Annotated in this window: 23 protein-coding genes and 2 pseudogenes; 16 read left to right on the top strand and 9 right to left on the bottom strand. The window is 34.9% G+C overall.

What is annotated here, in order from left to right; genetic code table 11:
* The first annotated feature begins 94 nt into the window (after window positions 1–94).
* The 5 genes from ABH960_RS24650 to ABH960_RS24630 all read left to right on the top strand — a co-directional run bounded on the left by ABH960_RS24650 (window position 95) and on the right by ABH960_RS24630 (window position 5,222).
* Complete coding sequence (locus ABH960_RS24650) at window positions 95–439, top strand: potassium channel family protein (protein ID WP_404448996.1); 345 nt, start codon at window positions 95–97, stop codon at window positions 437–439.
* A gap of 265 nt (window positions 440–704) precedes the next feature.
* Window positions 705–1,556 carry a phospholipase CerA gene (gene cerA, locus ABH960_RS24645; RefSeq protein ID WP_404448994.1) on the top strand — a complete coding sequence of 284 codons (852 nt, stop codon included), beginning with the start codon at window positions 705–707 and terminating at the stop codon, window positions 1,554–1,556.
* Between the two features lie 77 nt (window positions 1,557–1,633).
* Window positions 1,634–2,635 (top strand): sphingomyelinase C, encoded by a 1,002-nt coding sequence (sph, locus tag ABH960_RS24640; RefSeq protein ID WP_404448992.1) that lies wholly within the window; start codon window positions 1,634–1,636, stop codon window positions 2,633–2,635.
* 113 nt (window positions 2,636–2,748) lie between these two features.
* Complete coding sequence (locus ABH960_RS24635) at window positions 2,749–3,921, top strand: amino acid deaminase/aldolase (RefSeq protein ID WP_404448990.1); 1,173 nt, start codon at window positions 2,749–2,751, stop codon at window positions 3,919–3,921.
* Window positions 3,909–5,222 (top strand): D-arabinono-1,4-lactone oxidase, encoded by a 1,314-nt coding sequence (locus ABH960_RS24630; protein ID WP_404448988.1) that lies wholly within the window; start codon window positions 3,909–3,911, stop codon window positions 5,220–5,222. Before ABH960_RS24635 ends, ABH960_RS24630 begins: the two co-directional genes overlap by 13 nt.
* 4 nt (window positions 5,223–5,226) lie before the next feature.
* On the opposite strand, the gene ABH960_RS24625 is transcribed toward ABH960_RS24630, so the two are convergent.
* Window positions 5,227–6,381 (bottom strand): VanZ family protein, encoded by a 1,155-nt coding sequence (locus ABH960_RS24625; protein WP_404448986.1) that lies wholly within the window; start codon window positions 6,379–6,381, stop codon window positions 5,227–5,229.
* 172 nt (window positions 6,382–6,553) lie between these two features.
* Between ABH960_RS24625 and ABH960_RS24620 the strand changes: the two genes are divergently transcribed.
* On the top strand, window positions 6,554–6,757 hold the full coding sequence (locus ABH960_RS24620; protein ID WP_002134416.1) for a hypothetical protein: 204 nt from the start codon (window positions 6,554–6,556) through the stop codon (window positions 6,755–6,757).
* A gap of 194 nt (window positions 6,758–6,951) precedes the next feature.
* On the opposite strand, the gene ABH960_RS24615 is transcribed toward ABH960_RS24620, so the two are convergent.
* Together ABH960_RS24615 and ABH960_RS24610 are read right to left on the bottom strand one after the other, a co-directional pair.
* Window positions 6,952–7,764, bottom strand: a complete 813-nt coding sequence (locus ABH960_RS24615; protein ID WP_113937922.1) for an undecaprenyl-diphosphate phosphatase — start codon at window positions 7,762–7,764, stop codon at window positions 6,952–6,954.
* A 132-nt stretch (window positions 7,765–7,896) separates the two neighbouring features.
* Window positions 7,897–8,400: pseudogene (locus ABH960_RS24610) on the bottom strand (methyl-accepting chemotaxis protein); the annotation flags it as partial.
* 661 nt (window positions 8,401–9,061) lie between these two features.
* On the opposite strand from ABH960_RS24610, the gene ABH960_RS24605 reads away from it, so the two are divergent.
* From ABH960_RS24605 to ABH960_RS24585, 5 genes are all read left to right on the top strand, one after another.
* Entirely contained in the window at window positions 9,062–10,312 is a 1,251-nt protein-coding gene (locus ABH960_RS24605; protein ID WP_404448984.1) for a 3D domain-containing protein, read from the top strand.
* Window positions 10,313–10,424: 112 nt separating this feature from the next.
* Window positions 10,425–10,643, top strand: a complete 219-nt coding sequence (locus ABH960_RS24600) for a helix-turn-helix transcriptional regulator (protein ID WP_002167109.1) — start codon at window positions 10,425–10,427, stop codon at window positions 10,641–10,643.
* Window positions 10,636–11,109 carry a DUF2178 domain-containing protein gene (locus tag ABH960_RS24595; RefSeq protein ID WP_404448981.1) on the top strand — a complete coding sequence of 158 codons (474 nt, stop codon included), beginning with the start codon at window positions 10,636–10,638 and terminating at the stop codon, window positions 11,107–11,109. Before ABH960_RS24600 ends, ABH960_RS24595 begins: the two co-directional genes overlap by 8 nt.
* A 115-nt stretch (window positions 11,110–11,224) precedes the next feature.
* Window positions 11,225–11,857, top strand: a complete 633-nt coding sequence (locus tag ABH960_RS24590; RefSeq protein WP_078206595.1) for a class A sortase — start codon at window positions 11,225–11,227, stop codon at window positions 11,855–11,857.
* A 139-nt stretch (window positions 11,858–11,996) separates the two neighbouring features.
* Window positions 11,997–13,118: a YHYH domain-containing protein gene (locus ABH960_RS24585; RefSeq protein WP_404448978.1), complete on the top strand. Its 1,122-nt coding sequence runs from the start codon at window positions 11,997–11,999 to the stop codon at window positions 13,116–13,118.
* Window positions 13,119–13,148: 30 nt separating this feature from the next.
* Here the strand turns inward: ABH960_RS24585 and ABH960_RS24580 are convergent, their stop codons facing one another.
* Complete coding sequence (locus ABH960_RS24580; RefSeq protein ID WP_404448976.1) at window positions 13,149–14,534, bottom strand: peptide MFS transporter; 1,386 nt, start codon at window positions 14,532–14,534, stop codon at window positions 13,149–13,151.
* Between the two features lie 253 nt (window positions 14,535–14,787).
* On the opposite strand from ABH960_RS24580, the gene brnQ1 reads away from it, so the two are divergent.
* Both brnQ1 and ABH960_RS24570 read left to right on the top strand, forming a co-directional pair.
* On the top strand, window positions 14,788–16,089 hold the full coding sequence (brnQ1, locus tag ABH960_RS24575; RefSeq protein ID WP_404448974.1) for a branched-chain amino acid transport system II carrier protein BrnQ1: 1,302 nt from the start codon (window positions 14,788–14,790) through the stop codon (window positions 16,087–16,089).
* A gap of 134 nt (window positions 16,090–16,223) precedes the next feature.
* Entirely contained in the window at window positions 16,224–17,945 is a 1,722-nt protein-coding gene (locus ABH960_RS24570; protein ID WP_404448972.1) for a DUF2339 domain-containing protein, read from the top strand.
* A gap of 35 nt (window positions 17,946–17,980) precedes the next feature.
* Here the strand turns inward: ABH960_RS24570 and ABH960_RS24565 are convergent, their stop codons facing one another.
* The gene (locus tag ABH960_RS24565; protein WP_404448970.1) at window positions 17,981–19,528 is read right to left on the bottom strand and encodes a DNA-binding protein; all 1,548 of its coding nucleotides are present in this window, start codon (window positions 19,526–19,528) and stop codon (window positions 17,981–17,983) included.
* Between the two features lie 181 nt (window positions 19,529–19,709).
* Complete coding sequence (locus ABH960_RS24560) at window positions 19,710–21,101, bottom strand: amino acid permease (protein WP_002125290.1); 1,392 nt, start codon at window positions 21,099–21,101, stop codon at window positions 19,710–19,712.
* A 265-nt stretch (window positions 21,102–21,366) separates the two neighbouring features.
* Between ABH960_RS24560 and ABH960_RS24555 the strand changes: the two genes are divergently transcribed.
* From ABH960_RS24555 to ABH960_RS24545, 3 genes and pseudogenes are all read left to right on the top strand, one after another.
* Window positions 21,367–22,659, top strand: a complete 1,293-nt coding sequence (locus ABH960_RS24555) for an NCS2 family permease (RefSeq protein ID WP_002029772.1) — start codon at window positions 21,367–21,369, stop codon at window positions 22,657–22,659.
* Between the two features lie 139 nt (window positions 22,660–22,798).
* Entirely contained in the window at window positions 22,799–22,999 is a 201-nt protein-coding gene (locus ABH960_RS24550; protein WP_000301182.1) for a helix-turn-helix transcriptional regulator, read from the top strand.
* A gap of 4 nt (window positions 23,000–23,003) precedes the next feature.
* Window positions 23,004–23,434, top strand: a pseudogene (locus ABH960_RS24545) (hypothetical protein).
* A gap of 33 nt (window positions 23,435–23,467) precedes the next feature.
* On the opposite strand, the gene ABH960_RS24540 reads toward ABH960_RS24545, so the two are convergent.
* The 3 genes from ABH960_RS24540 to ABH960_RS24530 are packed head-to-tail and all read right to left on the bottom strand — an operon-like array spanning window position 23,468 to window position 26,058.
* Complete coding sequence (locus ABH960_RS24540; RefSeq protein WP_404448967.1) at window positions 23,468–23,905, bottom strand: GNAT family N-acetyltransferase; 438 nt, start codon at window positions 23,903–23,905, stop codon at window positions 23,468–23,470.
* 14 nt (window positions 23,906–23,919) lie between these two features.
* Complete coding sequence (locus tag ABH960_RS24535; protein ID WP_404448965.1) at window positions 23,920–24,210, bottom strand: DUF4022 family protein; 291 nt, start codon at window positions 24,208–24,210, stop codon at window positions 23,920–23,922.
* 18 nt (window positions 24,211–24,228) lie between these two features.
* A complete protein-coding gene (locus ABH960_RS24530; RefSeq protein ID WP_404448963.1) occupies window positions 24,229–26,058 on the bottom strand; it encodes a monovalent cation:proton antiporter family protein in 1,830 nt (609 codons plus the stop codon).
* Between the last annotated feature and the right edge of the window lie 263 nt (window positions 26,059–26,321).

Genomic DNA, 26,321 nt, shown 5'->3' with positions numbered 1-26,321 from the left:
TTTCTAGAAATAGAAGAGGGCTACTTTTTTTCTATACAGAAAGGTGATAGACTTTCCTTTAACTACAGGTATTTTGTTTGGAAGGGGAAGTCTAATGCTTTCATTTATGTTGACATTGAAACGGATGCTAAAAGCTTGTTTACGAGCGTGGAAAGATAAAGAATTTCAAGTATTATTCGTATTAACATTTTTAACATTAACATCTGGTACGATTTTTTATAGTACAGTTGAAGGATTACGTCTTCTTGACGCCCTATATTTTAGTGTGGTTACGTTGACGACTGTCGGTGATGGGAATTTTAGTCCGCAAACTGATTTCGGAAAGGTATTTACGATCTTATACATATTTATCGGGATTGGATTAGTGTTTGGATTTATTCATAAATTGGCAGTTAATGTGCAACTGCCAAGTGTATTATCGAAAAGAAAAAAAGAGTAAAGCGGTTAATCGCTTTACTCTTTTTTTACATTAGTTTAGACAAGTATTTGCAGTAGCTTAACAATACTGTATTACAATGTAAGTGCATTCATTCATTACGTTCGCTATGTATAAAGTTATAGTGATATGAACATTTGCATATTTTAATTTATTGATAGAATTTTCACGAAAGGTGGGATATTCTAGTCATAGGTTAACCGTAAGACATCGTAGGATCTTAACAAAAATCTTTACAATAATTCTATTATAAAATGGAGGATTTCAGATGAAAAAGAAAGTACTTGCTTTAGCAGCAGCTATTACGTTAGTAGCGCCATTACAAAATGTAGCTTTTGCACATGAAAAGAATGAAGAAAGTAGAGCGATTATTACTCAGTATTGGTCTGCGGAAGATAAACACTCAGAAGGTGTAAATTCTCATTTATGGATTGTAAACCGTGCTATTGATATTATGTCCCGTAATACGACAATTGTAAAACAAGATCAAGTTGCACTATTAAATGAATGGCGCACAGATTTAGAAAATGGCATTTATTCTGCTGATTATGAAAATCCTTATTATGACAATAGTACATTTGCGTCACATTTCTATGATCCAGACGATGGAAGTACATACATTCCACTTGCAAAGCAAGCGAAGGAAACTGGAGCTAAGTATTTTAAATTAGCTGGTGAATCTTATAAAAATAAAGATATGAAACAAGCATTCTTCTATTTAGGGTTATCTCTTCATTATTTAGGTGATGTAAATCAACCGATGCATGCAGCAAACTTTACGAATATTTCTTATCCACAAGGATTCCATTCTAAATATGAAAACTTTGTAGATACGATTAAAGATAATTACAAAGTAACGGACGGAAATGGATATTGGAATTGGAAAGGTATAAACCCTGAAGATTGGATTCATGGTGCTGCGGTAGCTGCGAAACAAGATTTCCCTGGTATCGTAAATAGTAATACGAAAAGTTGGTTCGTGCAAGCTGCTGTATCACAAAGTTATGCCGACAAATGGCGCGCTGAAGTTACACCAATGACTGGTAAGCGATTAATGGAAGCGCAACGTGTAACTGCTGGATACATTCAGCTTTGGTTTGATACGTACGGAAATCGTTAAGTATTGGAGAAAGGTCAAATCTCAGAATAGAGTATTTGGCCTTTTTATCACTATACAGTAAACGGAGGATATGAATTGTGAAAAGTGAATTGCTAAAAGGTGTACTAAGCTTTGGGATTGGTCTAGCAGCTTTATATAGCGGATCTTCCGTTCAAGCAGAAATGTCCACAAATCAAAATGATACGTTAAAAGTTATGACGCATAATGTATACATGCTATCAACAAACCTATATCCCAACTGGGGACAAAATGAGCGTGCTGATTTAATTGGAGCAGCAGATTATATAAAGAATCAAGATGTTGTTATATTAAATGAAGTGTTTGATAATAGTGCTTCAAATCGCTTATTAGGAAATTTGAAGAAAGAATATCCAAATCAAACGGCAGTATTAGGTCGTAGTAGTGGAAGCGAGTGGGATAAGACGTTAGGAAACTATTCATCTTCGACTCCTGAAGATGGAGGTGTAGCGATTGTGAGTAAATGGCCAATTGTTGAAAAGATTCAATATGTATTTGAAAAAGGCTGTGGACCAGATAACTTATCAAATAAAGGATTTGTATACACAAAAGTTAAGAAAAATGATCGTTTTGTACATGTGATTGGGACTCATTTACAAGCTGAAGATAGTATGTGTGGAAATACTTCGCCAGCATCTGTACGTACAAAACAGCTACAAGAAATTCAAGAGTTTATTAAAAATAAAAATATACCAAATAACGAGTATGTGTTAATTGGTGGTGATATGAATGTAAATAAAATAAATGCTGAGAATAATAGTGACTCAGAGTACGCATCCATGTTCAAAACATTGCACGCCTCTATTCCATCTTATACTGGACATACTGCAACTTGGGATGCGACGACAAACAGTATTGCGAAATATAACTTCCCCGATAGCCCTGCCGAGTATTTAGATTATATTATTACAAGTAAGGACCATGCTAATCCATCGTATATAGAGAATAAGGTGTTACAGTCGAAATCGCCACAATGGACTGTTACGTCATGGCTCAAAGAATATACATATAATGATTACTCTGATCATTATCCAGTAGAGGCGACTATTTCTATGAAATAGAGTAGTCTTAAAAAAGTTTCTTCGTGAAGAAGAAACTTTTTTTATTTGAAAACAGGAAAATCATTTTTTCTTTCCAATATGTATAAGACATATATAGAAGAGGAGAGAAAAATGTGGATAGAGGAATTTTTAAGGAAGTTCCATTACCGTGTGCATTTTTAGATGAAGTGGCTTTAGAGAGGAATATTCAATCGATTATAGAGTTAAGTGGAGATAAGAAAATTCGTATAGCGAGTAAATCATTACGCTCTGTTCCAGTTATGAAAAAGATTTTAGCTGCAAATAATCGGTTTCAAGGTATTATGTGTTTTTCTCCTAGAGAAGCTTTGTTTTTAATTGAACAAGGATTTAATGATTTATTGCTCGGATATCCTGTTTATGATGAAAGAGCTTTACATGAAATTAGTTTGCTAACAAAGCAAGGGCACATTATAACTTGTATGGTGGATTGTGAAGACCATATTACTTATTTAGAAAAGATTGCTGAGAAGTCTAAAGGGTGTTTTCGCGTTTGTTTGGATATTGATATGAGTAGTCGTTTTTTAAAAATTCATTTTGGTGTAAAAAGATCCCCGGTAAAAGATGTGCAGAGCGCTTTGAAAATAGTAGAAAAGGTGAAGGGCTCATCATATTTAATACTAGATGGTGTAATGGGATATGAAGCTCAAATTGCCGGGGTGGGGGATCATATACCGAATCAATGGATGAAAAGTAAAGTGGTTTCGTATTTAAAGAAGAAATCAGTGTTAGAGGTTAAAGAAAGAAGAGGACGTATCGTAAAAGAAATACAAAACCTTGGTAGTGAACTAAGATTTGTAAATGGGGGAGGAACGGGAAGTATAAAAACAACTGAGCAAGATAACGCAGTTACGGAGATGACTGTAGGATCCGCCTTTTACTCTCCTAAACTGTTTGATTATTATAAAGAAGTAAAATTTCAGCCAGCTGCCGGATTTGCTTTACCAGTTGTACGTAAACCGGATCCTTTTATTTATACTTGCCTAGGTGGCGGATATATTGCCTCAGGTGCAGTTGGTAAAGATAAAGAGCCTGAGGTTTGGATGCCGCATGGTGCAAAACTATTAGTTTTAGAAGGTGCTGGTGAAGTGCAAACGCCAATTTTTTATAACGGTGAGGAACGAGTGGATATAGGAGATTCTATCTTGTTTCGCCATAGTAAAGCTGGAGAGTTATGTGAACGCTTTCCTGTTTTGTATCGCATTAAACAAGGGGAAATTGTTGGAGAGTATTCAACATATCGGGGGGATGGACGATGCTTTCTATAAAGGGACAAAAATGGAGAAATTGGACAGGGAATGTAGAAGGCACACCGCATTATACGATGTATCCAAAAAGTATACAAGATGTAGTAGAAGTTGTGGGGCTTGCACGAAAAAAAGGAAAGAAAATTCGTGTTGTCGGTTCAGGGCATTCGTTTACACCTCTTGTGCAAACGGAAGAAATTTTAGTTTCTTTAGATGAATTGAAGGGCATTGGGAATATTGATGCAGAGAAGAAGGTTGCCGAAGTATGGGCGGGAACAAAGCTACATGATTTAGGGAAGTTACTTCAGGAAAAAGGTTATGCGCAAGAAAATTTAGGGGATATTGATTCACAATCTATTGCAGGAGCGATTAGTACGGGGACTCATGGGACGGGTGTTACATTTGGGAGTTTATCAACACAAGTTATAGAGATCACGGCAGTTTTATCAACAGGTGAGAGTATAGTTTGTTCAGAAACCGAGAACGCCGAATATTGGAAAGCATTTCAGTTGTCACTTGGAATGCTAGGTATCATTGTAAAGATAAAATTGAAGGTTATCCCAGCGTATTCGCTTGTTTATGAAAGTGAAAAACGATCATTGTCTACTGTAATGAACAAACTAGAAGAATATAAGAAGAATCGTCATTTTGAATTTTTCGTTTTTCCTTATTCAGATGAAGTGCAAGTGAAATTTACAAACGAAACAACGAGTAAAGAAAGTGATTTGAAATGGCATAAACTAAAGGTGGAGTTACTTGAAAATAAGATGTTCTCTTTATTATCTAAAGGGTGTAAATGGTTTCCTTCTATAAGTAAAGGAGTAAGCCGATTATCAGCTAAGGCTGTACCGAACATGAAAATAATTGGACCAAGCTATGAAGTGTTCGCTACATCACGTACAGTTCCATTTTATGAAATGGAGTATAGTGTCCCTTCAAAGTATATGAGGGCTGTTGTAGAAGAAATTTCAAATCTTATTGAAAAGAAAAAGTATAAGGTGCACTTCCCGATTGAATGCCGCTACGTGAGAGGTGATGATATATGGCTCAGTCCAGCATATGGAAGAGATTCAGCGTATATAGCTGTTCATATGTATAAAGGTATGAAGTATGCCGCTTATTTTGGTGAAGTGGAGAAAATTTTTCTAAAGTATGAAGGGCGCCCACATTGGGGGAAAATGCATACGTTAACGTACGGAAAATTGCAAAATATATATCCAGAATTGCATTCGTTTCTAAAAGTGAGGAAGTCACTAGATGAAACAGGAATATTTTTAAGCCCTTATACAGAAAAGTTATTTACGATTATGAAAAAAAGCTGACAAATTAGTATTTGTCAGCTTTTTTAAGTGTAATTGCATTTCTTGTATGACTAATACGCTCGTAAAATAGTAATTTATCACTGCTAAATACATGTAATAAAACATGAATAATAAATAGCCCGTTAATTACAAATTGGAATAACAGTATAACTAGTAATACTAAAGGCTCTGTATGATTTAAAATAGAGCTACTAGAAAGAATGTAATTGATTCCCCCTAAAATGAAATAGAATATACCGTAACGAATGAATAATTCTTTTAGTGTAATACGCTCTGCTTGTCCTTTAATGTAAATACGAAGCAACGCTTTCCCTATTGTTCTTCCATTTGTAAAATATGGGATGATAATAAAGTAAATTAAGATTGAACATGTAATGAAAAGGAATTCGTATACATTTGTATAAGATTGGATGTTAGAAATAAATAGTGAGTTTCCTTTGTTTTTAATGAAAGGTACAACGATAGATAAGAAAATCCAATCAATTTGCATAGCGAGGAGACGACGAACGAATCCGACTGGTTTCGTTTCCAAATCAATATGACTATCTAATTCGCTTGTTTTTGGCAGGAAGTACGTAAATATTGGTGCAATGATAAAACCGATTACGCCGCCTAGTGTGTTTAAAAACAGATCGTCGATATCGAATAAGCGATATGCACAATTATAAATACCATATAATCCAGTTACTTGTGTTAATTCAAAGAACAGTGAAAGGCAAAAAGAAATGCACACTGTTTGGAAGAAACTACGTCGGAAATAATAACGTAAGTAAATACCGAATGGAACGGTTAATAGAACGTTAAAAGCAACTTGTAAAAATGCAGATTCTTTTAATAACAAGAAATAAGTAGTAGGTTTCGTTAAAATTGCCGATGTATGATTACTAATCTCTTGTATGAAATAAAATGGTGAGAGTTGCATATGCTGTGTATTAGCGGGTTGTAGGCTACAAGTATCATACGTTTGTGGTAACGGCAAAATAACAAGAAAATAGGCATTTAATAAATAGAGTAGTAATGAATACAAAATAAATGAACGCCATTTATTTAAATAACCGTATTTTCGATAATTAAATATTAAAAAAGGGATTAAGAGAAACATTGCTAAAATAGGAAATAAAATAAATGCTGTTTTTACTGGAAATAAATATGCAGTCAAAATGAAACTCCTTTCAATGAAAATTCGTTTATCATTATAGCGCTAAAAGGAGTTTAAAACAAAGTTAAAATATTTCGAAATAGAAAGAATTACAAATTTTATCGAAATTAAGTTATGCTAAATTTAATATAAGGATATTATGATTATTATAAGTTGAGAGAGGGTACAAGACATGCGATATGAGCTTTTTTCTGTAAGTGGGGATCATATTACAACTTTTGAAAGCGCGTGGCGTTTTCAAGAGGGAGAACAGATTTTTGTTCATGATGATAATACAAAACGAAATTTTATTATTATTCGCTTAACACATGATTTGTTTCAAAAAAATACACATGTTATTCGCTTGTATTGTCAGGAAAAGAAAGTTTATGCATAAGGAAAAACCTCTTACTGTATGAGGGCAGTAAGAGGCTTTTTTTATCCCGCTATTTGTGGGCAGTAAAACTTCCACCTCAAAATTCGGCCGGAGCAAAGAAGTTAGGTGGGAGCCCTGCTGCCCGTAAAATCCCGATTGGTGAGGGCTAATAATCAGGGGGGATGAACAAAACCCCCACTGATTAAAGTTTCACTTTATAAGAAAATGATAGTTAGCACACCTACGATAATACAGTAGAAAGAGAAATATTTTAAATTTCCTTTCGCCATAATGTTCATAAACCATTTTAATGAAATATATGTCATGACAAATGTTGCGATGAAAGCAACAATATAAGGTACAAATAATGTATCTAAATTTGGATCGTTTGCAATGTCTGTAATACTTAACAATAAACCACCTAAGCTAACAGGGATGTATAGTAAGAATGAGAAACGAAGAGCGGTTTCTTGCTTCATACCAAGTAACATTGCTGCTACGATTGTAGCACCTGACCTGCTTATACCAGGAATTAGTGCGCAAGCTTGTGCTAGACCAATAATGATTGCATCTTTCATAGAAAGGTCGCCATCACTTTTACGTCCACGCAAGTTTCGAATAATCCAAAGGCCGATAGCAGTAATAAGAAGGGAAACCCCAACCATTTTAACACCTTTTAAATAGTGGTCGATATAATCTTTAAATAAAACTCCAATTACACCTGCTGGAATGGTTGCAATAACAAGGTAAATAATAAAGAAGAAATCTGATTTTGCATCTTCTGCTCTTGTGAATATATAAGATAGACCATTCTTTGTTAGACGAATTAAGTCATTTCTATAAATAAGTAATACAGCTAATAATGAAGCTGAATTAACAAGTAGCTCAAAGCTAAATCCTTCTATTTTTAGTCCTAGCAAATGCTGTGCTAAAACGAGGTGACCGCTTGAAGAAATCGGAATTGGTTCTGTTAGTCCTTGGAATAGACCAAGAATTAAATATTTTAAAATGTAATAAAATTGTTCCATAACATCCTCCTTGTGTATTAGTCGAAAGAAATAACTTTTCCATTATAACAAAGATATAGATGAATATTGAGAAGGAATAAATATTCGAAATATAATAAAAACCCCTTATAGCGATATAAGGGGTTTTTATTGTTAATGAGAAGATACTGTTTCTTGAAGACCTTTAGTCAATTGAACATCGACTTTTTCAGCATCATGAATATGGCTCATAATAGTAGTATTTAATTTTTGGAACATTTGTTGAGTGTTTGCAAATTCTCTTAATATATCATCATTACAAGATTTTTGGTTTTCGATAGCTTTAATAACATTTGTAGCGCCACTTTGTAATGTTTGAATCATCATTAAAATATTTTCAATTCTAGCGTTAGTATCAGCGCTCATTTCTACACCTTCATCAACTAAATGTAAATTATCTTTTGTATTTTCATATGCTTTTTCAATTTCTTCTTGAATTTTTTTCGTTAAGTTACCGATGTTTTTTGTACTTTCAGCTGTACTTTCAGCTAGTTTTCTTACTTCATTAGCAACAACAGCAAATCCTTTACCGTGTTCTCCAGCACGTGCAGCTTCAATACTTGCATTTAACGCTAGTAAATTTGTTTGTGCTGCAATGTTTTGAATCACTTCTACAATTTGTTCAATTTCTTTAGAGCGTTCGCTTAAATGATTCATACTATTAGAAGTACGTTGAGATTGTTCACCTAATCTATTAATTACAATGAGTAAGCGATGAACGGATTCTTTTCCTTCATTAGAGCAATCGATAATTTCTTCAATAGATTGAATTAAGTTTTGCTCTTTTTGTAGCATTTCGTTATTTAATTCGTTGGAATGTGTAGTACGCATAGAAACATTTTCAAAGCATGCGTTCAATTGTTGAATTAAGTTTTGGAGTGTATGATGTTGGCTATTTACAAGTTCGTGCTCTTGCATAACGCTTTTTACACGATTATGGATAGAAGATATAATTTCTTGTTTTTCCACATCTTTTTGTTTTAATTCTGCTTCTAGTTCATGTATATGAGTTTCTAGTTGATCAATTTTATGTTGGAGTGATTTCTTTTGAGTAAACATTTTATTTAATTCAACCGCCTTTAGGATTTTTAATTTCTCTATATTTGGATTTTAGCATCTTTTATAATTTTTAAATATAGGAATTGTTAAATATTTAAGAATCTATTACATTTTGTTCACAATTCTCTTTTTTTGTCATGAAAAATAAACTGTATTTAATGGTCCTGTAAACAAACTGTAAAATAAATCATGTATAACTGTATAAGAAGGGAGTCGGATTATGAACTATTTTAAGCGAATCAGTAGTCTAGTATTAGCAGGAATGATTGTTCTTTCTAGTACAGTCGCTGTAAAAGCAGAGTCAAACGACGAGAAACTTAACAACATGCAACAGCAATTGCAGCAAAACGATGCAGATATGCAGAAGAAAGAGCAAGAGAAGCAAGCTGTTAGTAAAGAAATTCAAGGTATCGAAAATGAACTACATAATTTAAATAATACAATTGCAAAAAATAAAGAGGATCAAGCTGCTATTCAACATAAAATCGATGAAACACATAAGCAGATTGAACAAAAAAAAGCAGATATTATCGTTTTAGAAGATAAAGTCCTTGCTCGTAAGGATATTATGAACAAACGTATGGTTTCTGTTCAAAATAGCTCAAATACGAGTTTAGTAGTAGAAGTTGTTGTAGAATCAAAAAACTTTGCAGATTTCATACAACGTATGAACGCAGTTACTACTATTCTAGAAGCAGATAAAGAAATTTTACGTCTACAAGAACAAGATCTTCGTCAAATTGAAGAAGATAAAAAAGCAATTGACGAAAAAGAAGCATCTTTAGTAGTAGATAAGCAAAAATTAGCAAAAGCACAAGCGGATTTGCAAGATAACTTGAAAAAGCGTCAAGATAACTTACAAACGGTTCAAGCTAAATATAATCAGATTGCAAGCCAACTTAATTTAGCAGCGGAAGAGAAAGCAAAAGTTGAAGCAAATATGAAAGCAGTACAAGAAACAATTGCTCGTGAACAAGAAGCAGCAAGAATTGCAGCGGAAGAGCGTGCAAAAGCTGAAGTAGCTGCAAAGGCTGAGCAAGAAGAGTTGGCAAAAGCGAAGGCAGCAGCAGCTAAGCAAAAAGAAGAACAGGCAGCTAAGCCGGCAGAGCCTGTAGCTAAAGATACAACACCAGCTAAGCCGGATCCAAAACCAGCTCAAGGTGGAAAAGAATTTTATGTAACAGCAACTGCTTATACAGCTGATCCATCTGAAAATGGCTATAAACCGGGTGAAGTTGTAAAGTCTAAGTTAGGACATAATTTGACTGCAAATCCAAACATGAAACTAATTGCTGTAGATCCAGCTGTGATTCCATTAGGTTCTACTGTGTATGTAGAAAATTATGGGACGGCAATTGCTGGAGATACTGGTAGTGCGATTAAAGGTCATATAATTGATTTATTAATGCCAGATTCAGCTACAGCTAATAATTGGGGCAGAAGAAGTGTTAAAGTTACAATTTTAAACTAAAACGTAATCCAACTTTACAAAACGTAAAGTTGGATTTTTTTGTGAAAATAATGTTAAGTTGAGTTTACATTTTGTTAAGGAAAGCATACAATGATGATAAGAGGTGGTAAATTTGACCATTTTAAATAGAGTGAAGGAATTAAGAGCTCGCTTTAATTTTACGCAAAGTGTATTAGCAGAAAAGGTAGGAGTGACGAGACAAACGATCGCTGCAATTGAAAAAGGGGATTACGTTCCTTCATTGTTACTAGCATTGACGATTTGTGATGTATTCGAGTTAAAGATGGAAGATGTGTTTGTTTTAAATAAGGAGGGGGAAGAGGATGAATAGAATTGGTTTTTCTTATATCGTAAACGTGCTTTATACTGCGCTAGCCTGCTGGACATTTGTTGAATTTTATAGTGTTATTACAGAGTTAGCAGATATAATTAAAAACGAGAAGTTCCCATTTGAAGTATGGTTTAATGGAGCACCATTCATTTTATTATTTATTGGAGCTATTATAGTTACAATTTTTTATAGAGTTCAAAAGAAAAAATACAAGAATCTATCTTTTTGGATGTATCCATTATTATTTCCACTAGAAGATGAACGTGAAAAAGCGATTACGGATAAAGCCTGTCGAACAACTTTTGTTTCGTTATGGTATGTGTTACCTTGTGCAGTCGGATTTTTAACTTTTTCGCCTATTATTAATGACTATCTTCCTGGGTACCCACTGTATATTATATTCTCTATTTTCTTTATTCAAATGACGGTCTTTCACGTATCCCTATACAGAAATAAGTTAGTTTAAAAGAAACCTTCTTGCATAAGCAAGAAGGTTTCTTTTCAGCTTACACTTGTACATATAGCAATATTATCTTATCATTTTATATAGAGTAAGATTTTGTAAGGGAAAGGAATTGTATATGAATAAGCAAAGAATTTATAGTATAGTAGCAATCCTTCTATTTGTTGTAGGTGGTGTGTTAATCGGAAAGCCATTTTATGATGGATATCAGGCTGAAAAAAAACAGACTAAAAATGTACAGGCTGTTCAAAAGATGGATTATGAAAAACATGAGACGGAATTTGTAGATGCTTCGAAAATTGATCAACCAGACTTGGCAGAAGTAGCGAATGCATCATTAGATAAGAAACAAGTAATTGGTCGTATTTCGATCCCGAGTGTTTCATTAGAACTTCCTGTTTTAAAATCTTCTACTGAGAAAAACCTATTATCAGGTGCAGCAACAGTAAAAGAAAATCAAGTAATGGGAAAAGGAAATTATGCATTAGCAGGACATAACATGTCTAAAAAAGGAGTTTTATTTAGTGATGTAGCAACTTTGAAAAAAGGCGATAAAATGTATTTGTATGATAATGAAAACGAATATGAATATGCGGTTACTGGTGTATCTGAAGTAACTCCTGATAAATGGGAAGTTGTAGAGGATCATGGGAAAGATGAGATAACGCTTATTACATGTGTATCTGTGAAAGATAATTCTAAGCGTTACGTTGTTGCTGGTGATTTAGTAGGAACGAAGGCGAAGAAGTAAAAAAGAAGGTCAACTCTTTAAAGAGTTGACCTTCTTTTTTACTAATGTTGAGAAATAATAGAATATTTTAGTTGGTATTTAAGTATTTTTCTATTTATGTATAATAAAGTTAGAATTTAAGATTTTGGGAGGAACAAGAGTGAAACAACAGGTGAAGAAACTTCTTTTAACAACAAGTGTAGCGTTATTGGTAGCTCCAATTTCAACCTATGCGCATCCAGGGCGTACAGATGCTAATGGGGGACATACGTGTCATACAAATTGTGAGAAATGGGGATTACAGTACGGGGAATATCATTATCACAATAAACCAGCTTCTAGTAGCGGTGCAACGAGTCCAGCTCCAAGCTCTAATAACAATGGTGCTGTAGAAGCTGAAAGACAAGCAGAAGCGCAGCGCAATGCTGAGGCTGAAAAACAACGTGCCGCAGAGGCACAGCGTAAAGCAGAAGAAGAGCGACAACGTGTAGCGGAGGAACAAAGAAAAGCAGAGGAAGAGAGACAACGTGTAGCTGAAGAACAAAGAAAAGCTGAAGAGGCACGTAAGCGAGAGGAAGCACAGCGTCAAGCTGATATGGAAAAAGGGCAGCTTGAGGGACAAAAAAGTGGAGAGACTGATTTTAAAGCAGGGAAAAATGATGCGGAAGCACATTTAGCTGGAAAATCAGATACATATAAAGAAGCATTCAAAACCGTTTATGCTGCATCTTGGTCTTTAGAAGAGCAGAAGAAAACGCATTTTGAAAAAGGAAAAGAGCAAGGGTTAACACAAGAAGCAATGGACGATAGTCAAATTACTCCTGAGTTTAAGGTGAACTTTACAGAAGGTTTCCAAGTAGGTAATAAAGAGAGAACTGAAAAGGTTGAAAAAGAACAAGCGGAACTTGGTGAAAAGGCTGGTAAAGAATTAGCTGAAAAGAAACCTGGAAATACTGAAAAGGATACATATGTGAAAGTATATGAAACCGCGTATGAAAAGGGATATAAGGCTGCTAAAAAGGCAGCGGAAAAAGCTGGATATACATATGCATTTGAAAACTACGACTTAAAAGTTCCTGCTAAGTATGAAAAGAATAAAACATTAAAGAAATGGTTTACTGAAGGATTTAAATCAAATAAAAAGGCAGCGGAAATTCGAGAAGAAGGATATAAAAAAGGAGACAGCTGGCTTTCGTTCTTCTATAAGAGTTTCGTGCCAAGTGAATATAAAGAACATAAAGGCTTGTATGAACAAGCAATAGAAAAGGGAAAGAAAGCGTAAAAAAAGATGAGGAAAATTCCTCATCTTTTTTTAATCCATCCATTTCACTAATTTCTTAGAAATTGATAATAAAACACAACCTAAAACGATCGCCACAGCGCCAATAACTGTGAATACTTCAGCATATCCAAGTGAAGTTGTGAAGCTTGCAAGCTGTCCCCCTAAAATATTAGCAATACCTGAGCTTGCTAACCATACTCCCATTAATAAAGAAGCAAGTTTTACTGGAGCGAGAGCACTAACCATTGATAGCCCGACAGGTGATAAGAATAGCTCACCTAACGTATGGAAAAGATACGTAAAGACGATAAATAGTAAGTTTGCTTTTTCTGTAATGTTATGTTCGTCACTGCCTGTTTTTAACGTAGCGATAACAAGAACAATATAACCGATACCGAGTAAGATCATACCAAGTCCCATTTTTGTTGGGATTTTCATGTCACCATTTTTTCTAGTTGCCAGTTTCGCCCATAATGCTGAAATAGCTGGTGCAAGTAAAATAATAAATAACGGATTGACCGATTGGAACCAAGATGTTGGAACTTCCCATCCGAACACAGAGCGGTCTACAAATTTGTTTGTATATAATGTTAACGAACTACCAGCTTGTTCAAATCCAGCCCAGAAGAAGACAACAAAGCATGTTAAAATGACGATAACTGTTGTACGTTGTTTTTCTTTTTTTGTTAACGGTGTATTTCCTATTGTTTGTTGTCCAGCATCCGTTTGCAAATCGCGAGTTGGTTTTTTACCGATATCACCAAGGAAGCGATTTGATAGTGTTGTAAATAAAATTTGTCCAATGATCATTCCGATTGAAGCGGCTAAGAAACCGTAACGAAATCCGAAATGAGCAACGCCATCTACTGTTGTTTTGAATAAATTTTCTGATAAAAACCCGCAAACGAGTGGAGCTAAAAATGAACCGACGTTAATACCCATGTAGAATATTGTAAATGCACTATCACGTTTTGGATCGTGCTCTTCGTATAATTCTCCAACAAGTGTAGAGATATTCGGTTTGAAGAATCCATTACCGATAATAATAAGCGCTAATCCGAGGTATAGACCGACTTGGTTTTGCAAGGCAAATAGTGTAAGGTTACCGATTGCCATTGTTATACCACCAATTGTGATGGCTTTTCGTTTGCCTAGAAAACGGTCCGTTAAGTATCCACCGATCAATGGTGTGAAATAACAAGCACCAGTATAAAATCCGTAAATAGAGAGTGCCCAAGCGGGACTAAACCCAAGACCACCACTTACTAAAGCTGTTGTTAAATATAATGTTAATAATCCTCGTAATCCATAGTAACTAAATCTTTCCCACATTTCTGTAAAGAAGAGTAAGTATAAACCTGGAGGATGTTTCTTTTTTCTTTGTTGTTCTCTTTCTAGTTGTATCGCTGATTCCATAATATTTTCCTCCTGACACAAGCAAAAAACAAAGTTAATAGTATTGCATGATTAATATTTTACCTTATTAACTATTATAAGTCAATAAAGGTTGATTTTTCAGAAGAAATTTGAAAAGGGAAATAGCTATAGAATGGGTGTTTCTTTTGTGATAGACTATGGACTATGTTTTCTTTGTAAGGAAGCGGATTACCGCATTTTTTTATTTGTGGAATTGATTTCATGTAAGGTGAAATTGAAGAAGGAGAAAGAAATGAAATTGTTACAGAAAAAAGAAATTTTGCTTATTAGTCTTATGTTATTCTCTATGTTCTTTGGGGCCGGAAATCTTATATTTCCACCTTTCCTTGGATATGAAGCAGGAGAACATGTATGGATTGCATTGTTAGGTTTTATTATATCAGCAACAGGGCTTCCTATATTAGGTGTTATCGCTATTGCGAAAGCAGGGAGTTTTCAAACGTTAGCGGGCAGGGTTCATTCTTCATTTGCAATTATTTTTCCGTGTATTGTGTACTTATTTATTGGACCAGGTCTTGGTATACCACGTGCAGGAAGTTTAGCTTTTGAAATGGGGCCAGGTCAGTTGTTCCCAGAAGCGGGTAGCGTAGTTTTGTTATTGTACACGGCTATTTTCTTTAGTATTGTTTACTGGTTAAGTTTATCACCGTCTAAATTAATGGGCTTGTTTGGAAAGGTGTTAACGCCTTTATTATTATGTATGATTGCTATTATATTTATAAAAAGTATGTTTACATCAGTAGGCAGTGTGAAAGAGCCTGCAGGAAATTATGGACAAGCTCCTATGTTCCAAGGATTTTTAGATGGATATTTAACGATGGATGCGTTAGCAGCTTTAATATTTGGGATTGTTATTGCAAATGCTCTGCGTGCAAAAGGTGTAGCGGATGATAAAGGTTTAGCGAAATATATGAGTATTGCTGGTATTGGAGCAGGACTATTACTAACTATTATTTATGTCATTCTTGGATATGTTGGTTCAATTAGTGGTTCATTGGATACATTTGATAACGGTGCGAAAGTGTTAGCACAAGTTATGACGACATTATTTGGACAAGGCGGAGTAGTATTATTAGGCCTTATTTTTACTATCGCATGTTTATGTGTTTCAATTGGGCTGGTTACGTCTTGTAGTCAGTTTTTTGCAAGTGTATTTCCGAAAGTATCTTATAAAGTTTGGGCATTTATATTAAGTTTTGTTAGTATGGTTTTAGCTAATTTAGGATTAACGCAAATTTTAAAAGTATCGGTACCGATTCTGGGATTTATTTATCCAGTTGCACTAACGCTTATTATTTTAGGGTTATTCCATAAGTATATTGGAAAGTATGTATACGTATATTCGGTCACGATTGGAATCGTAGCGTTATTTAGTGCGATTGATATTTTAAACAAAAGTGTACTGATGAATAAATGGACACCACTACTAAAAGTTCTTCCGTTTTATACAGAAGGTGTAGGTTGGATTGTTCCGGCATTTGTAGGTGCCTGCCTCGGTATGATTGCTAGTATTGCTATAAATAAGAATAAATAAGTAAGAGGTGTTTTCCTATTTCGGAAAACACCTTTCTTTTTTTGGAAAAATAGTATCGAACATGAATAGACTAATAGTATGATAAGGGTAATTGGTAATATATAGCTTTTACATGAGTGATGAGGGGGGAGCGTATGAAGGAGGATTTGAATAAGAAAATAGAAGCACTCGAAACGGCAATTGAAACGATGCAAGAGACACTTTATGAATTGAAAGCGAAACAAAGAAAAATAGAAGTAGATAAAGTTCAACAAAATGTTAATAAGGAAAAGAAAGAATATATTGAAGCGGTAAGTAATGAAAAGTTACAAGAAGATGTAGTGAAAATCAAAGAGCCTGTTCAAAAAGTTGAGGAAAAACAAGTAAATATATCTGTTTTTAAACCGGAACCATTCAATATTATTAAGTTTTGCCAAACATGGTTGCCGCGTATATTTGTCGGTATTATGCTACTTGGCGTTATTTGGTTATTTAAAGCAGGGGTAGATGCTGGTTTATTAACACCAGCGATACGAATTGTGTTTGGTATCGCCTTATCTATCGGTTTGTATTATATAGGGGATATTCAAATTAAACGAGAGCGGCAATCGTTAGGATTAGTATTAGCTGGAGGAAGTATTACAGGTATTGTTTTAACAACGTTTGCGGCACATTATTTATATGAGTTTATTCCTGCAAGTATTGCGTTTATCTGTAATATTGTATGGGTTATTTTAGGGATTTATTTAGCGAAAAGATATAGATCGGAATATCTCGCTATTTTCGTGGCGGTGGGAGCATTTTTTGTTCCTTTCTTGTTAAATAGTACGACTCCTAATACGTATATTTTCTTTAGTTATGAGACGATATTAACAATTAGCCTATTATGGTATGCATTGAGAAACCGTTATAAGTACTTGTATATGATTTCTTATGTTGTTGCGGCAATTGTCCTATTTGTCTTCTTTGTTGTTATGTCAATATTAGTAGAGAATGTGCAAGTACAGTTAACAGTTGTATACGGTGCAATTCATTTACTATTATTTTGGCATATGTTTTCGGAGAGAAGGTTTATACAAGAAGCACGATTGGCGATATTTAGTGCGAATGCAGTTTTCTTTATTTTAGCCATTTCTCAAATTCCTGAATTTACAACGTGGGGATTAGTTATAAGTGCATTTGTGCATGCCGTTATGTTTGTACTTGAATATAGGAAGAATAAACATTCGGTATTTTCAAATCTAATATTTGGCTTTGCAATGGGATCATTTAGTTTAGCGATTTTATACGAGTATAGTTTGGTGAATGCAGCGATCGTATTATTGTTACAAGGTTTCCTCGGTATGTTTACTGCTATTAAAGTAAAGCAAAATATTAAATTGTATGTAAGTGCAACGATTTATGCTATTGGAATGGTGCAGACGATTTTTAGCCCGTTTGATCATTTCATTTCGGCAGGATTTGTCGCTCATATTATTTTGATAGGAACGTTCTATTATTGCATGAGACAAGCGAAAGAAGTGTTAGCGAGTTTTGGTAAATATGTGTACTCTATAGCGCTCTACTCGTTAATGGTAATTGTATTTATTACAATTACTAGAATCGGTGAAGTTCTTTCTACAGATGGAAGTATAATTAGCGTATCTGTATCGTTATTATGGATGGTATATGCGTTATTTGCAGTTTGGTTTGGCCGTTATAGACAGATGAACGAAATATTATATGCTGGCTTAGTCGTATTAGTAGTAACAGTAGGGAAGTTATTCCTTCTCGACTTACCAGAGGTGTCGATGATGATTAGGGCGGTGTTATTCTTAATCGTTGGTAGTATAGGTATCGTTATTTCAAGAATGTTTTTCTCAAAAGAAGAGAAGTGAGAAGAAGGCAATCCATATGTGGATTGCCTTTTTCATTATTTTTTATTAATCGTTACAGTTTCATTATATTTCGCTGTTGTGTTTTGACGTAGACGAAGTGTTGCCTGTCCAGTTGTATTTGGATCAAGTTGTACGTTCACAATTTTTTCAGCAGATCCTTGGTTATTTGTTATGAAAGAGAATGTACTGCTATATCCGAAAGAAGACGGCCAAGTGCCATTTGTATTTTGAACTTTTGCCACCTGTGTTCCGCCAGTTGTGAAGATACCTAAAGAATAATTATTGTATGTTGTATTTGGTAATAAGTTATTTACTTGAATCTTCATTTGGAACACTTCATTGTTTGGTAGAATGCTAGGGTGAGTAATTACGTAATCACTCGTTGTCACTGCGCCGTTATAGCCGTATGAACCTGGTTTGAAAGTATTGGTATTGAACCACTGGTAACCTTGACTTGGTGCGCTCCAAGGTTCTGGTTGTGGTTCTGTTGATAAGCTTGGTTGTTCAAATGTTTGTAGAGCTGTAGGTGCATCAAGCTGTAAACCACTCACTTGATCTAAGCTTGTAAATGTTTCTTGCTTCGCTAACCAATTCACGATGTTTTCTAATAGAACAGCATCGTTTTCTTCTTTATAACCATCATAAGTTTTCTTTGATTGACCTGAATCTTCGCGAACATATTTTGGCGTAGCATCTTCAACAGGAGAAGAATCACCAATAAAGGCTGCTTTTCCAAGGCCAACTTTCGAAATAGCAGCATAAGGCCCCTCTGCAACGCCACCACCGTTATAAACGCCGCTATCAACAGCGTTATTCCATTTTGATGGATTTTCTGGAAGATATACAAGGCCTTTCGCTAGTTTTGGATTTGTAATCGCAAGGGTAGAGCCGGCATGCATTGCTACAGATGAAACGCCAGTTGTAATTCCGAATGATTGCACAGGTGAGACAATATTTTTAGCTGAAACATCACCAAGTGCATTGTAACGGAAGCGAATACCGAAATTATCGGATAGCCAATCAGAGCTTTCTACTCCTTGCATAGCTTGTGAAGTTGTTTCTTCATTAGACATTCCCTTTGCTGGATTATCCCATGCCCCGCGTCTATATCCATTGAACACTTCTGAGGAGTCCCAGCGGTTTTTATTACGATCTGCATTATAATGATCGGCAATGAAGAAAATACTGCCGCCATTTTTCACGTATTGTAACATTGCGTCTTGTTCAGATTTTTTGTAAGGAATATTTGCCTCTGGAACGATAAACACGTTGTAATTTTTTAAGTCGTCGTATGTAATAGGTGTTGATTTACGAAGTTCTTTTACATGATATCCGTTTTGGGCAATGCCGTTTCCGAAATCAGAAAAGCCGCCATCAATAACCCAGTCAGCTGTCCCGGCAGTTTGACCGTGCGTATTATCGAATAATACTTTCTTCCCATTGTTTTGATTTACAACCTTTGCAGCAATTTCAGGAGCTGGGTCTACAGAGCTTTCGGCATAAGTAGACGGTATGAACGAACTCCCCATACTAAGTGTAATTGCTGTTGCTAAAGAAAATGTAATCCATTTTTTATTCTTCATAGAAGAATCCCCCTAATAATAAATATATGTGCTTTAATAATGTAATTTATTTTTCTGAAAAAATAAAGACAGAAAACGTAAAAAATATTAAAAAATTGTAAAAATACCGTGAATTTTGTTGAGAAATATTTATATAGGCAATAAAAAATCCCTTCCAATTAATAAGGAAGGGATAGCTTGTTTAACTAATTTTTGAATTAGGTGTTTCATCGATCTTATGAAACCCTTTCATGTAATACACGATAGCTAAGCCGATAAGCCAAATTGGGCCAATGATTAATGCAATTCGTGTATCTTCTGAATACGCCATAATACCTAGTACAAGTGCGAGGAAGCCAAGTGAGAAGTAAGAGCTTAATGGATGTAAAGGCATTTTATACGTTAGCTTGTCTTTTTTCTCAGTTGGTAATCCTTTACGGAATTTAATTTGAGCGACTAATATTATACCCCAAGTCCAAATTGCCCCGAAAGTTGAAATACTAGTTAGCCATGTAAACACTTTTGCAGGAACAAGATAGTTTAATATAACGCCAACGAGTAAAACAATCGCAGTTGCTATAATACCTTGACTTGGAATGCCATTTTTATTTAAACGTCCAAATCGTTCAGGTGCTTTCTTTTGTTGTGCTAGTGTAAATAGCATACGCCCTGTACTAAATAAACCACCGTTACAAGAAGAAAGTGCAGCTGTTAATACAACAAAGTTAATAATACCTGCTGCTTTTGCAATGCCGATTTGTTGGAATGTTAATACGAATGGACTTCCTTTCTCGCCAAGTTCGTTCCATGGATAAATTGCCATCATAACGAATAATGCCCCGACGTAAAAGATTAGGATTCTCCAAAATACGTTATCGATAGCTTTTGCGAGTGTTTTCTTCGGGTTTTGAGCTTCACCAGCTGTAACACCAATTAGTTCAACGCCTAGATAAGCGAATAATACCATTTGTAAGGAAAGCAATAATCCAGAGAAGCCATTTGGGAACCAGCCCCCATGTTCCCAAAGATTTGAAATACCAGTTGCAACGCCGCCATTTCCAAATCCGAATAGAATAATACCAAAGCCAATCACTATCATACAGATAATTGTGACAATTTTAATGAGAGCAAACCAAAACTCAAGTTCTCCAAATACTTTTACTGATAAGAAGTTGAAAGCGCTCATTAATAATAGAGCGAGTAGTGCCCAAGTCCAGCGCGGGATATCTGGGAACCAGTACTGCATGTAAATTCCAGCCGCCGTAATTTCAGCCATACAAGTAACAACCCATAAGAACCAGTAGTTCCAACCAGTAATATAGCCAGCAAGTGGGCCGATATAATCATTAGCATATTTACTAAAAGAGCCGGCAACCGGTTGTTCAATTGCCATTTCTCCGAGCGCTCGCATAATGAAAAAAATAACGAGTCCAGCGATCATATAACCTAGTAAGATGGAAGGACCAGCTAGTTTAATAGCAGAAGCAGATCCTAAAAATAGCCCAACGCCAATAGCCGAACCGAGTGACATTAAAGTAATATGTCGTTCTTTTAAACCTCGATTTAAAGTTCCAGATTTGTTTGTGTGCTGCATAAGAAGAATCCCCCTTGTAGAATGAGTTGCCTAAATATTTAACTATTTCAAATTATAAAACATTTATATCTGTTATGCTACAAAAATAATCAAAATGAACTGTACTACATCTGAACTTGTCAGACTTAAACTTAAAATTCTCACTATTAGAGAATATATTGACTCTTCTTTTTATTGATTGTTAAGATTAAGTATTATATTTTCTCACATACTAGTAAGAAAAGAATGTGTGATAATAATTCAGGTGTAGGAAGGGTACATAGCCATGTTTCAATTACAAAAATATAACACTTCTGTGAAGCAAGAGCTTTTAGCGGGCATCACAACTTTTTTTACATTTGCGTATATTCTTGTCATCAATCCGAAAATATTATCTGATGCAGGTGTACCATTTGATCAAGCGTTTACGGCAACTATTATTGCGACAGTTATTGGGACGCTATGTATGGCGTTTTTAGCTAATTATCCAATTGTTATTGCTCCAGCTATGGGGATGAATGCATATTTTGCTTATTCTGTCGTTCAACAGGCAGAGGGGATTACGTATGTCATTGCGTTTTCGGCAGTATTTGTAACAGGTATCATTTTTCTTTTATTATCTTTCACTTCATTTAGGCAAAAGCTAATTATCGCAATTCCTGACAGTTTAAAACATGCAATTGCAGGTGGAATTGGACTATTTATTGCTTTTATTGGATTACGTCTATCTGGAATTATCGTGGATCATCCATCTAACTTAGTTACGATTGGTGATTTTCATTCTCCAGCCGTTATTTTAACTTTAATTGGTTTAATTTTAGCGGCAGTATTAATGGTATTACGTGTGAGTGGTGCATTATTTATTAGTATGATTGTGACAGGAATTATCGCCTTCTTTACGGGGCAACTGAAGTTTGAGGATAAAATTGTAGCGATGCCTCATTTACCAGAGGGTATTATCGTTTCAAATCCAATCAATGCTTTTTCAGATGTAATTCAGTATGGATTATATGGTGTTGTATTTTCATTTTTACTTGTACTTTTATTTGATACGACAGGTGCATTACTCGGTTTAATTAAACAAGCTGGTTTAATTACAGATAATACAGAGAAACGTTTTGGCAAAGCGTTTATTGCAGATGCGATTGGCGGAACGACAGGTTCTATCTTCGGAACAAGCCCAACAGCAGCAACGATTGAATCGTCAGCTGGTATTGCTGCAGGTGGTAAAACTGGATTAACAGGTATTGTAGTTGTTGGTCTAACGATTATAACGGCATTTTTCAGCCCTGTTATCGCGTCTTTATCAAGTGTAGCTGCTATTACAGCTCCTTCATTAATTATTGTAGGTAGTTTAATGGCACAAAGCATTCGTGATATTAATTGGAATGAATTTGAAGATGCATTACCAGCATTTTTAATTTTCGTTGGTATTCCGTTAACGTCTAGTATTGCAAATGGAATTGCAATTGGATTTTTAGTGTATCCAGTATTAAAAATTGTGAAGGGGAAAGGGATGGAAGTACATCCGTTACTATATTTATTTACAATTTTATTTGGATGTCATTTATTCTTATAGTATAGAGATAGGAAAGGGGTCTTCTTATGAGAGGCTCCTTTTTTGTGTATAATAAAGTGAAAAAAACAAATCAATTACGTAAAATATAAATTACTTAATGGAATGTATATGTTACAATAAAGGCAGAGGAGGAACATGAATGGCTGTAAGTAAAATAAAAGTCGCACGTGTTCAGTTAGATTTAACACAGCAACAATTAGCAGAAAAAGTAGGCGTTACAAGGCAAACGATTAGTTTAATTGAGAAGGGGAAATACAACCCGTCTTTAGATTTATGTTTGAAAATTTGTTATGCGGTAGATAAAACATTGAATGATTTGTTTTGGGAGGAAAAGGAGTGATAGGGTGAAAATCGTGAAAGATGAACGTTTAATGATTGAGGGATTAAAACATATTAGATTGGCTTTCATCTTACAAAATGTCGTCATACTAGGCATTGTTTTTTACCGTTACGTCTTGCAAGGGGCAGGGTATGAAAGTGTTTCGGATTTATTAATGGTATTTATGGGCGGGATAATAGTTATTAACTTTTTAAACTTAAAAAATTCGGTGGAAGTGTATGAGCATACAGGTGGAGTATCGCGTAGTTATTTCATGAAACTATTATTAATTCCAGTAGGGATTGTTATTGGACTGTTAGCTATTTGTATCATTGTAACACCAGGTATTTCGATAAAGGAAATTAGTATAACAGGACTTATTATGTTTGTTTTTTAATTCCTAGTTTGTTTATATACATATATATGAAAAAAATAAAAAGTGAAAATGAAATATAAGAAAAGCTTTCTGCAATATGCAGAAAGCTTTTTTTATATTTCTTTATACATTACTTTATGTAGTCCTATTGGATCAATCTCGAAGATTTCACCATGCTCATGGAAGCCTAATCGTTTGTAATAATCCGCTACGGTAATTCGGGCATTACACCATAGAATATTTGCTTCGCGTTCTTGGAGGACTTGTTCAGCTTTACGGATTAAGGAGCTGCCAGCATGCTGGTTTCGGAAATTAGGTAATGTTGCCATTCCTCGTAGACGATAGTGGTTACCAGCTTTTAAATCAGGATGTATTTCTTTAGAGAAAGAGGCGATGCTAACAAGTTCATCATGTAGAAATGCACCTAAATGAAAGGCGTCTGTTTCGTAATCTGAATCGTATTTACAATCTTCTAATGATTGATTGGGACGCAAAACCTTTTGGCGTAATAAGTATGTTTCAGATGCATCAATATGTTTCACTGTAATCATAATATCACCCTTTCTTATAAGCCTTTTTCTATAAGTTGTAAGAAGAAATATGCGGGTGCAACGAGAAGTCCTAGTATGCTAGCTGTTCCGAGAAGGAGTGAAATTAAGAGACAAAAGTACTTAATTCCATTCGATTTTTTCCATCCATAACTACAAATTTCAATGCTAATACCGATGAGAATAATGGCGACGAGTACTTCTGCTAATAATAAGAGAGCTAAAGTTGAAATAGACATAATGTGATTCATCCCCATAATATGTGATAGTAACATTTTACCATATAAAATTGAAAAAATGCCCCTCATTTATGTGAGGGGCATTTTCTATTCTAATATGTTTTTCATTGTATCAATATGTTCTTTTGAACCCGTTACAAGTAAAGTATCGCCATGCTGTAACTTCGTATCACCATGTGGTATTAATGCTTTATTACCACGGTAAATTTGAATGACAAGTACATCACCTAGAAACGGAAGGCGACGAAGTGCTAAGCCGTTATATTTATTACTTCGTAGTTCAACCTCACGCACCGTTTCATTTGCTGTTGTAATCAAGCGAACGAGACTCGGTTTATCAATAAGTGCACGTAATAAAATACGTGTAGAGTTAATAGTCGAGAATACAGCGATATGTTCTTGAGTCGCTTTTTCTTGTAGAAGGGGATCTTCTACACTTGCGATGACGTGTTCAACACCTAATTCTTTTGCGTGTTCTGCTAATAATAAGTTTTGTTCATCATCACTTGTCGCAACAACAACACGGTCTGCTTCGAAAGCTTGTTGCTCCATTAAAGATTGAATAGTAATCTCATCTAATTTTACAATAGGGAAGTCATGAGATTTCGCTTCCTCATCATTTATTTTATTTTGACGTATCATATATAGTGTTACGTCATAATCTTCACGTTTTAAATCAAGTGATAACGGAAGGGTAATTCTGCTTGCACCAATAATAGATACTTTTGGTTTTGGTGTTTCCACTTTTGGAAACATCTTTTTAAATAATATAGGTGCAAAAATACAAGTAATAACTGCACTTAAAATAAGAGATGCTGATAAACTTGGGCTAATGATGCCTAGCTTTTCACCGATTTGTGCAGCCGCAATAACTAAAGAAAGTGTTGATGTTAACAAAATAGCACTTCCGAGTACGATATTGCGTGGGTACCATTTTCGTAAGACGAGTGATGGCAACAGTTTTGAAATAAAGAGTCCCACAATTAGAATTGGGATCATTAGCATACTAGAAGGCTCTTTAAAAATAGACCATACTTCTAGATTTACACCAACCATTACGAAGAAAATAGGAATGAAGAAGCCATATCCGATGGAATCAAGTTTTTCAACCATATCTTCATTTGGTGATAATAAAGATACGAGTACACCTGCTAAAAAGGCTCCCAAAATATTTTCTGCCCCAACAGATTCAGATAATCCAACTAATATTAAGATGAGTGCAAAAACAGCTCGTGTATCAATTTGTACACTACCGGCTTTTAAGCTTTCTAGGTATGGAATATTTTTAAAACGTCTTGCGACAAAGTAAATTACAATACCAGCACCGAATAGAAGAAGTAGAAGCCACATGCTTTGGCCACTTTCGGAATTTAATCCGACGAATACAGCGAGTAAAATCATTGTAACTAAGTCTGCAATAACAGCGACTAATAAAATGATTTGCCCGATTGCGGTTTTTCCTAAGTTATTTTCTTTCAATGTTGGTACGACAACACCTAAAGAAATAGTTGAAATAATTAAAGTCATGAACATTGCATTGTCTACGAATCCTAGCCATACGAATATTAATGATAGGGCATAAGATAAAATGAAAATAAACAAGAAGATAATGCTTGCTGCTTGGAATGTGTTCGGTTCGTTTGTCGTATTCTTTTTCCCTTTTTGTTTAAAGATCGAAAAGTCAATTTCTAAACCACTTAAAAACATTAGGAAGATAAACCCTAGTGTTGATAAGACTTGAAGCCACATGTCTGGCTCAATGATGTTAAATCCACTTTTACCTACAAAGATTCCTGCGATAATTTCTGCAACAACGACAGGAAGTGCGTTTAATTTAAAGCGCTGTAACAAAAGGGGAACGAAAAACGCGATTGCGACGACAACCATAAGTGATAGAACAGAAGAATGATGTTCCATTGCGTTCTCTCCCTTCAAATAAATATAGTAACTATTTAGCCATATAATAGGAAGAAAAGCAACGGATATGGTTTCGATTTCATAAAGAAAGAGTTTTCTTAACATTTGTCATAATAAGTATATTTTTCATGATTTTGTTGTTAATTCCGTAATGTGGATGTAATAGGGGAGGGGATAAAGTGAAACTTTAATCAGTGGGGGTCTTACTGCTCGTTAATAGGGGATAAAAAAAGACTGCTGAGGAATCCCAGCAGTCTTTTCAT

Origin of the sequence: Bacillus sp. RC252, assembly GCF_044909215.1 — a bacterium.
Lineage (GTDB): Bacteria > Bacillota > Bacilli > Bacillales > Bacillaceae_G > Bacillus_A > Bacillus_A mycoides.
This window is presented reverse-complemented; position numbering and strand designations above follow the sequence as displayed.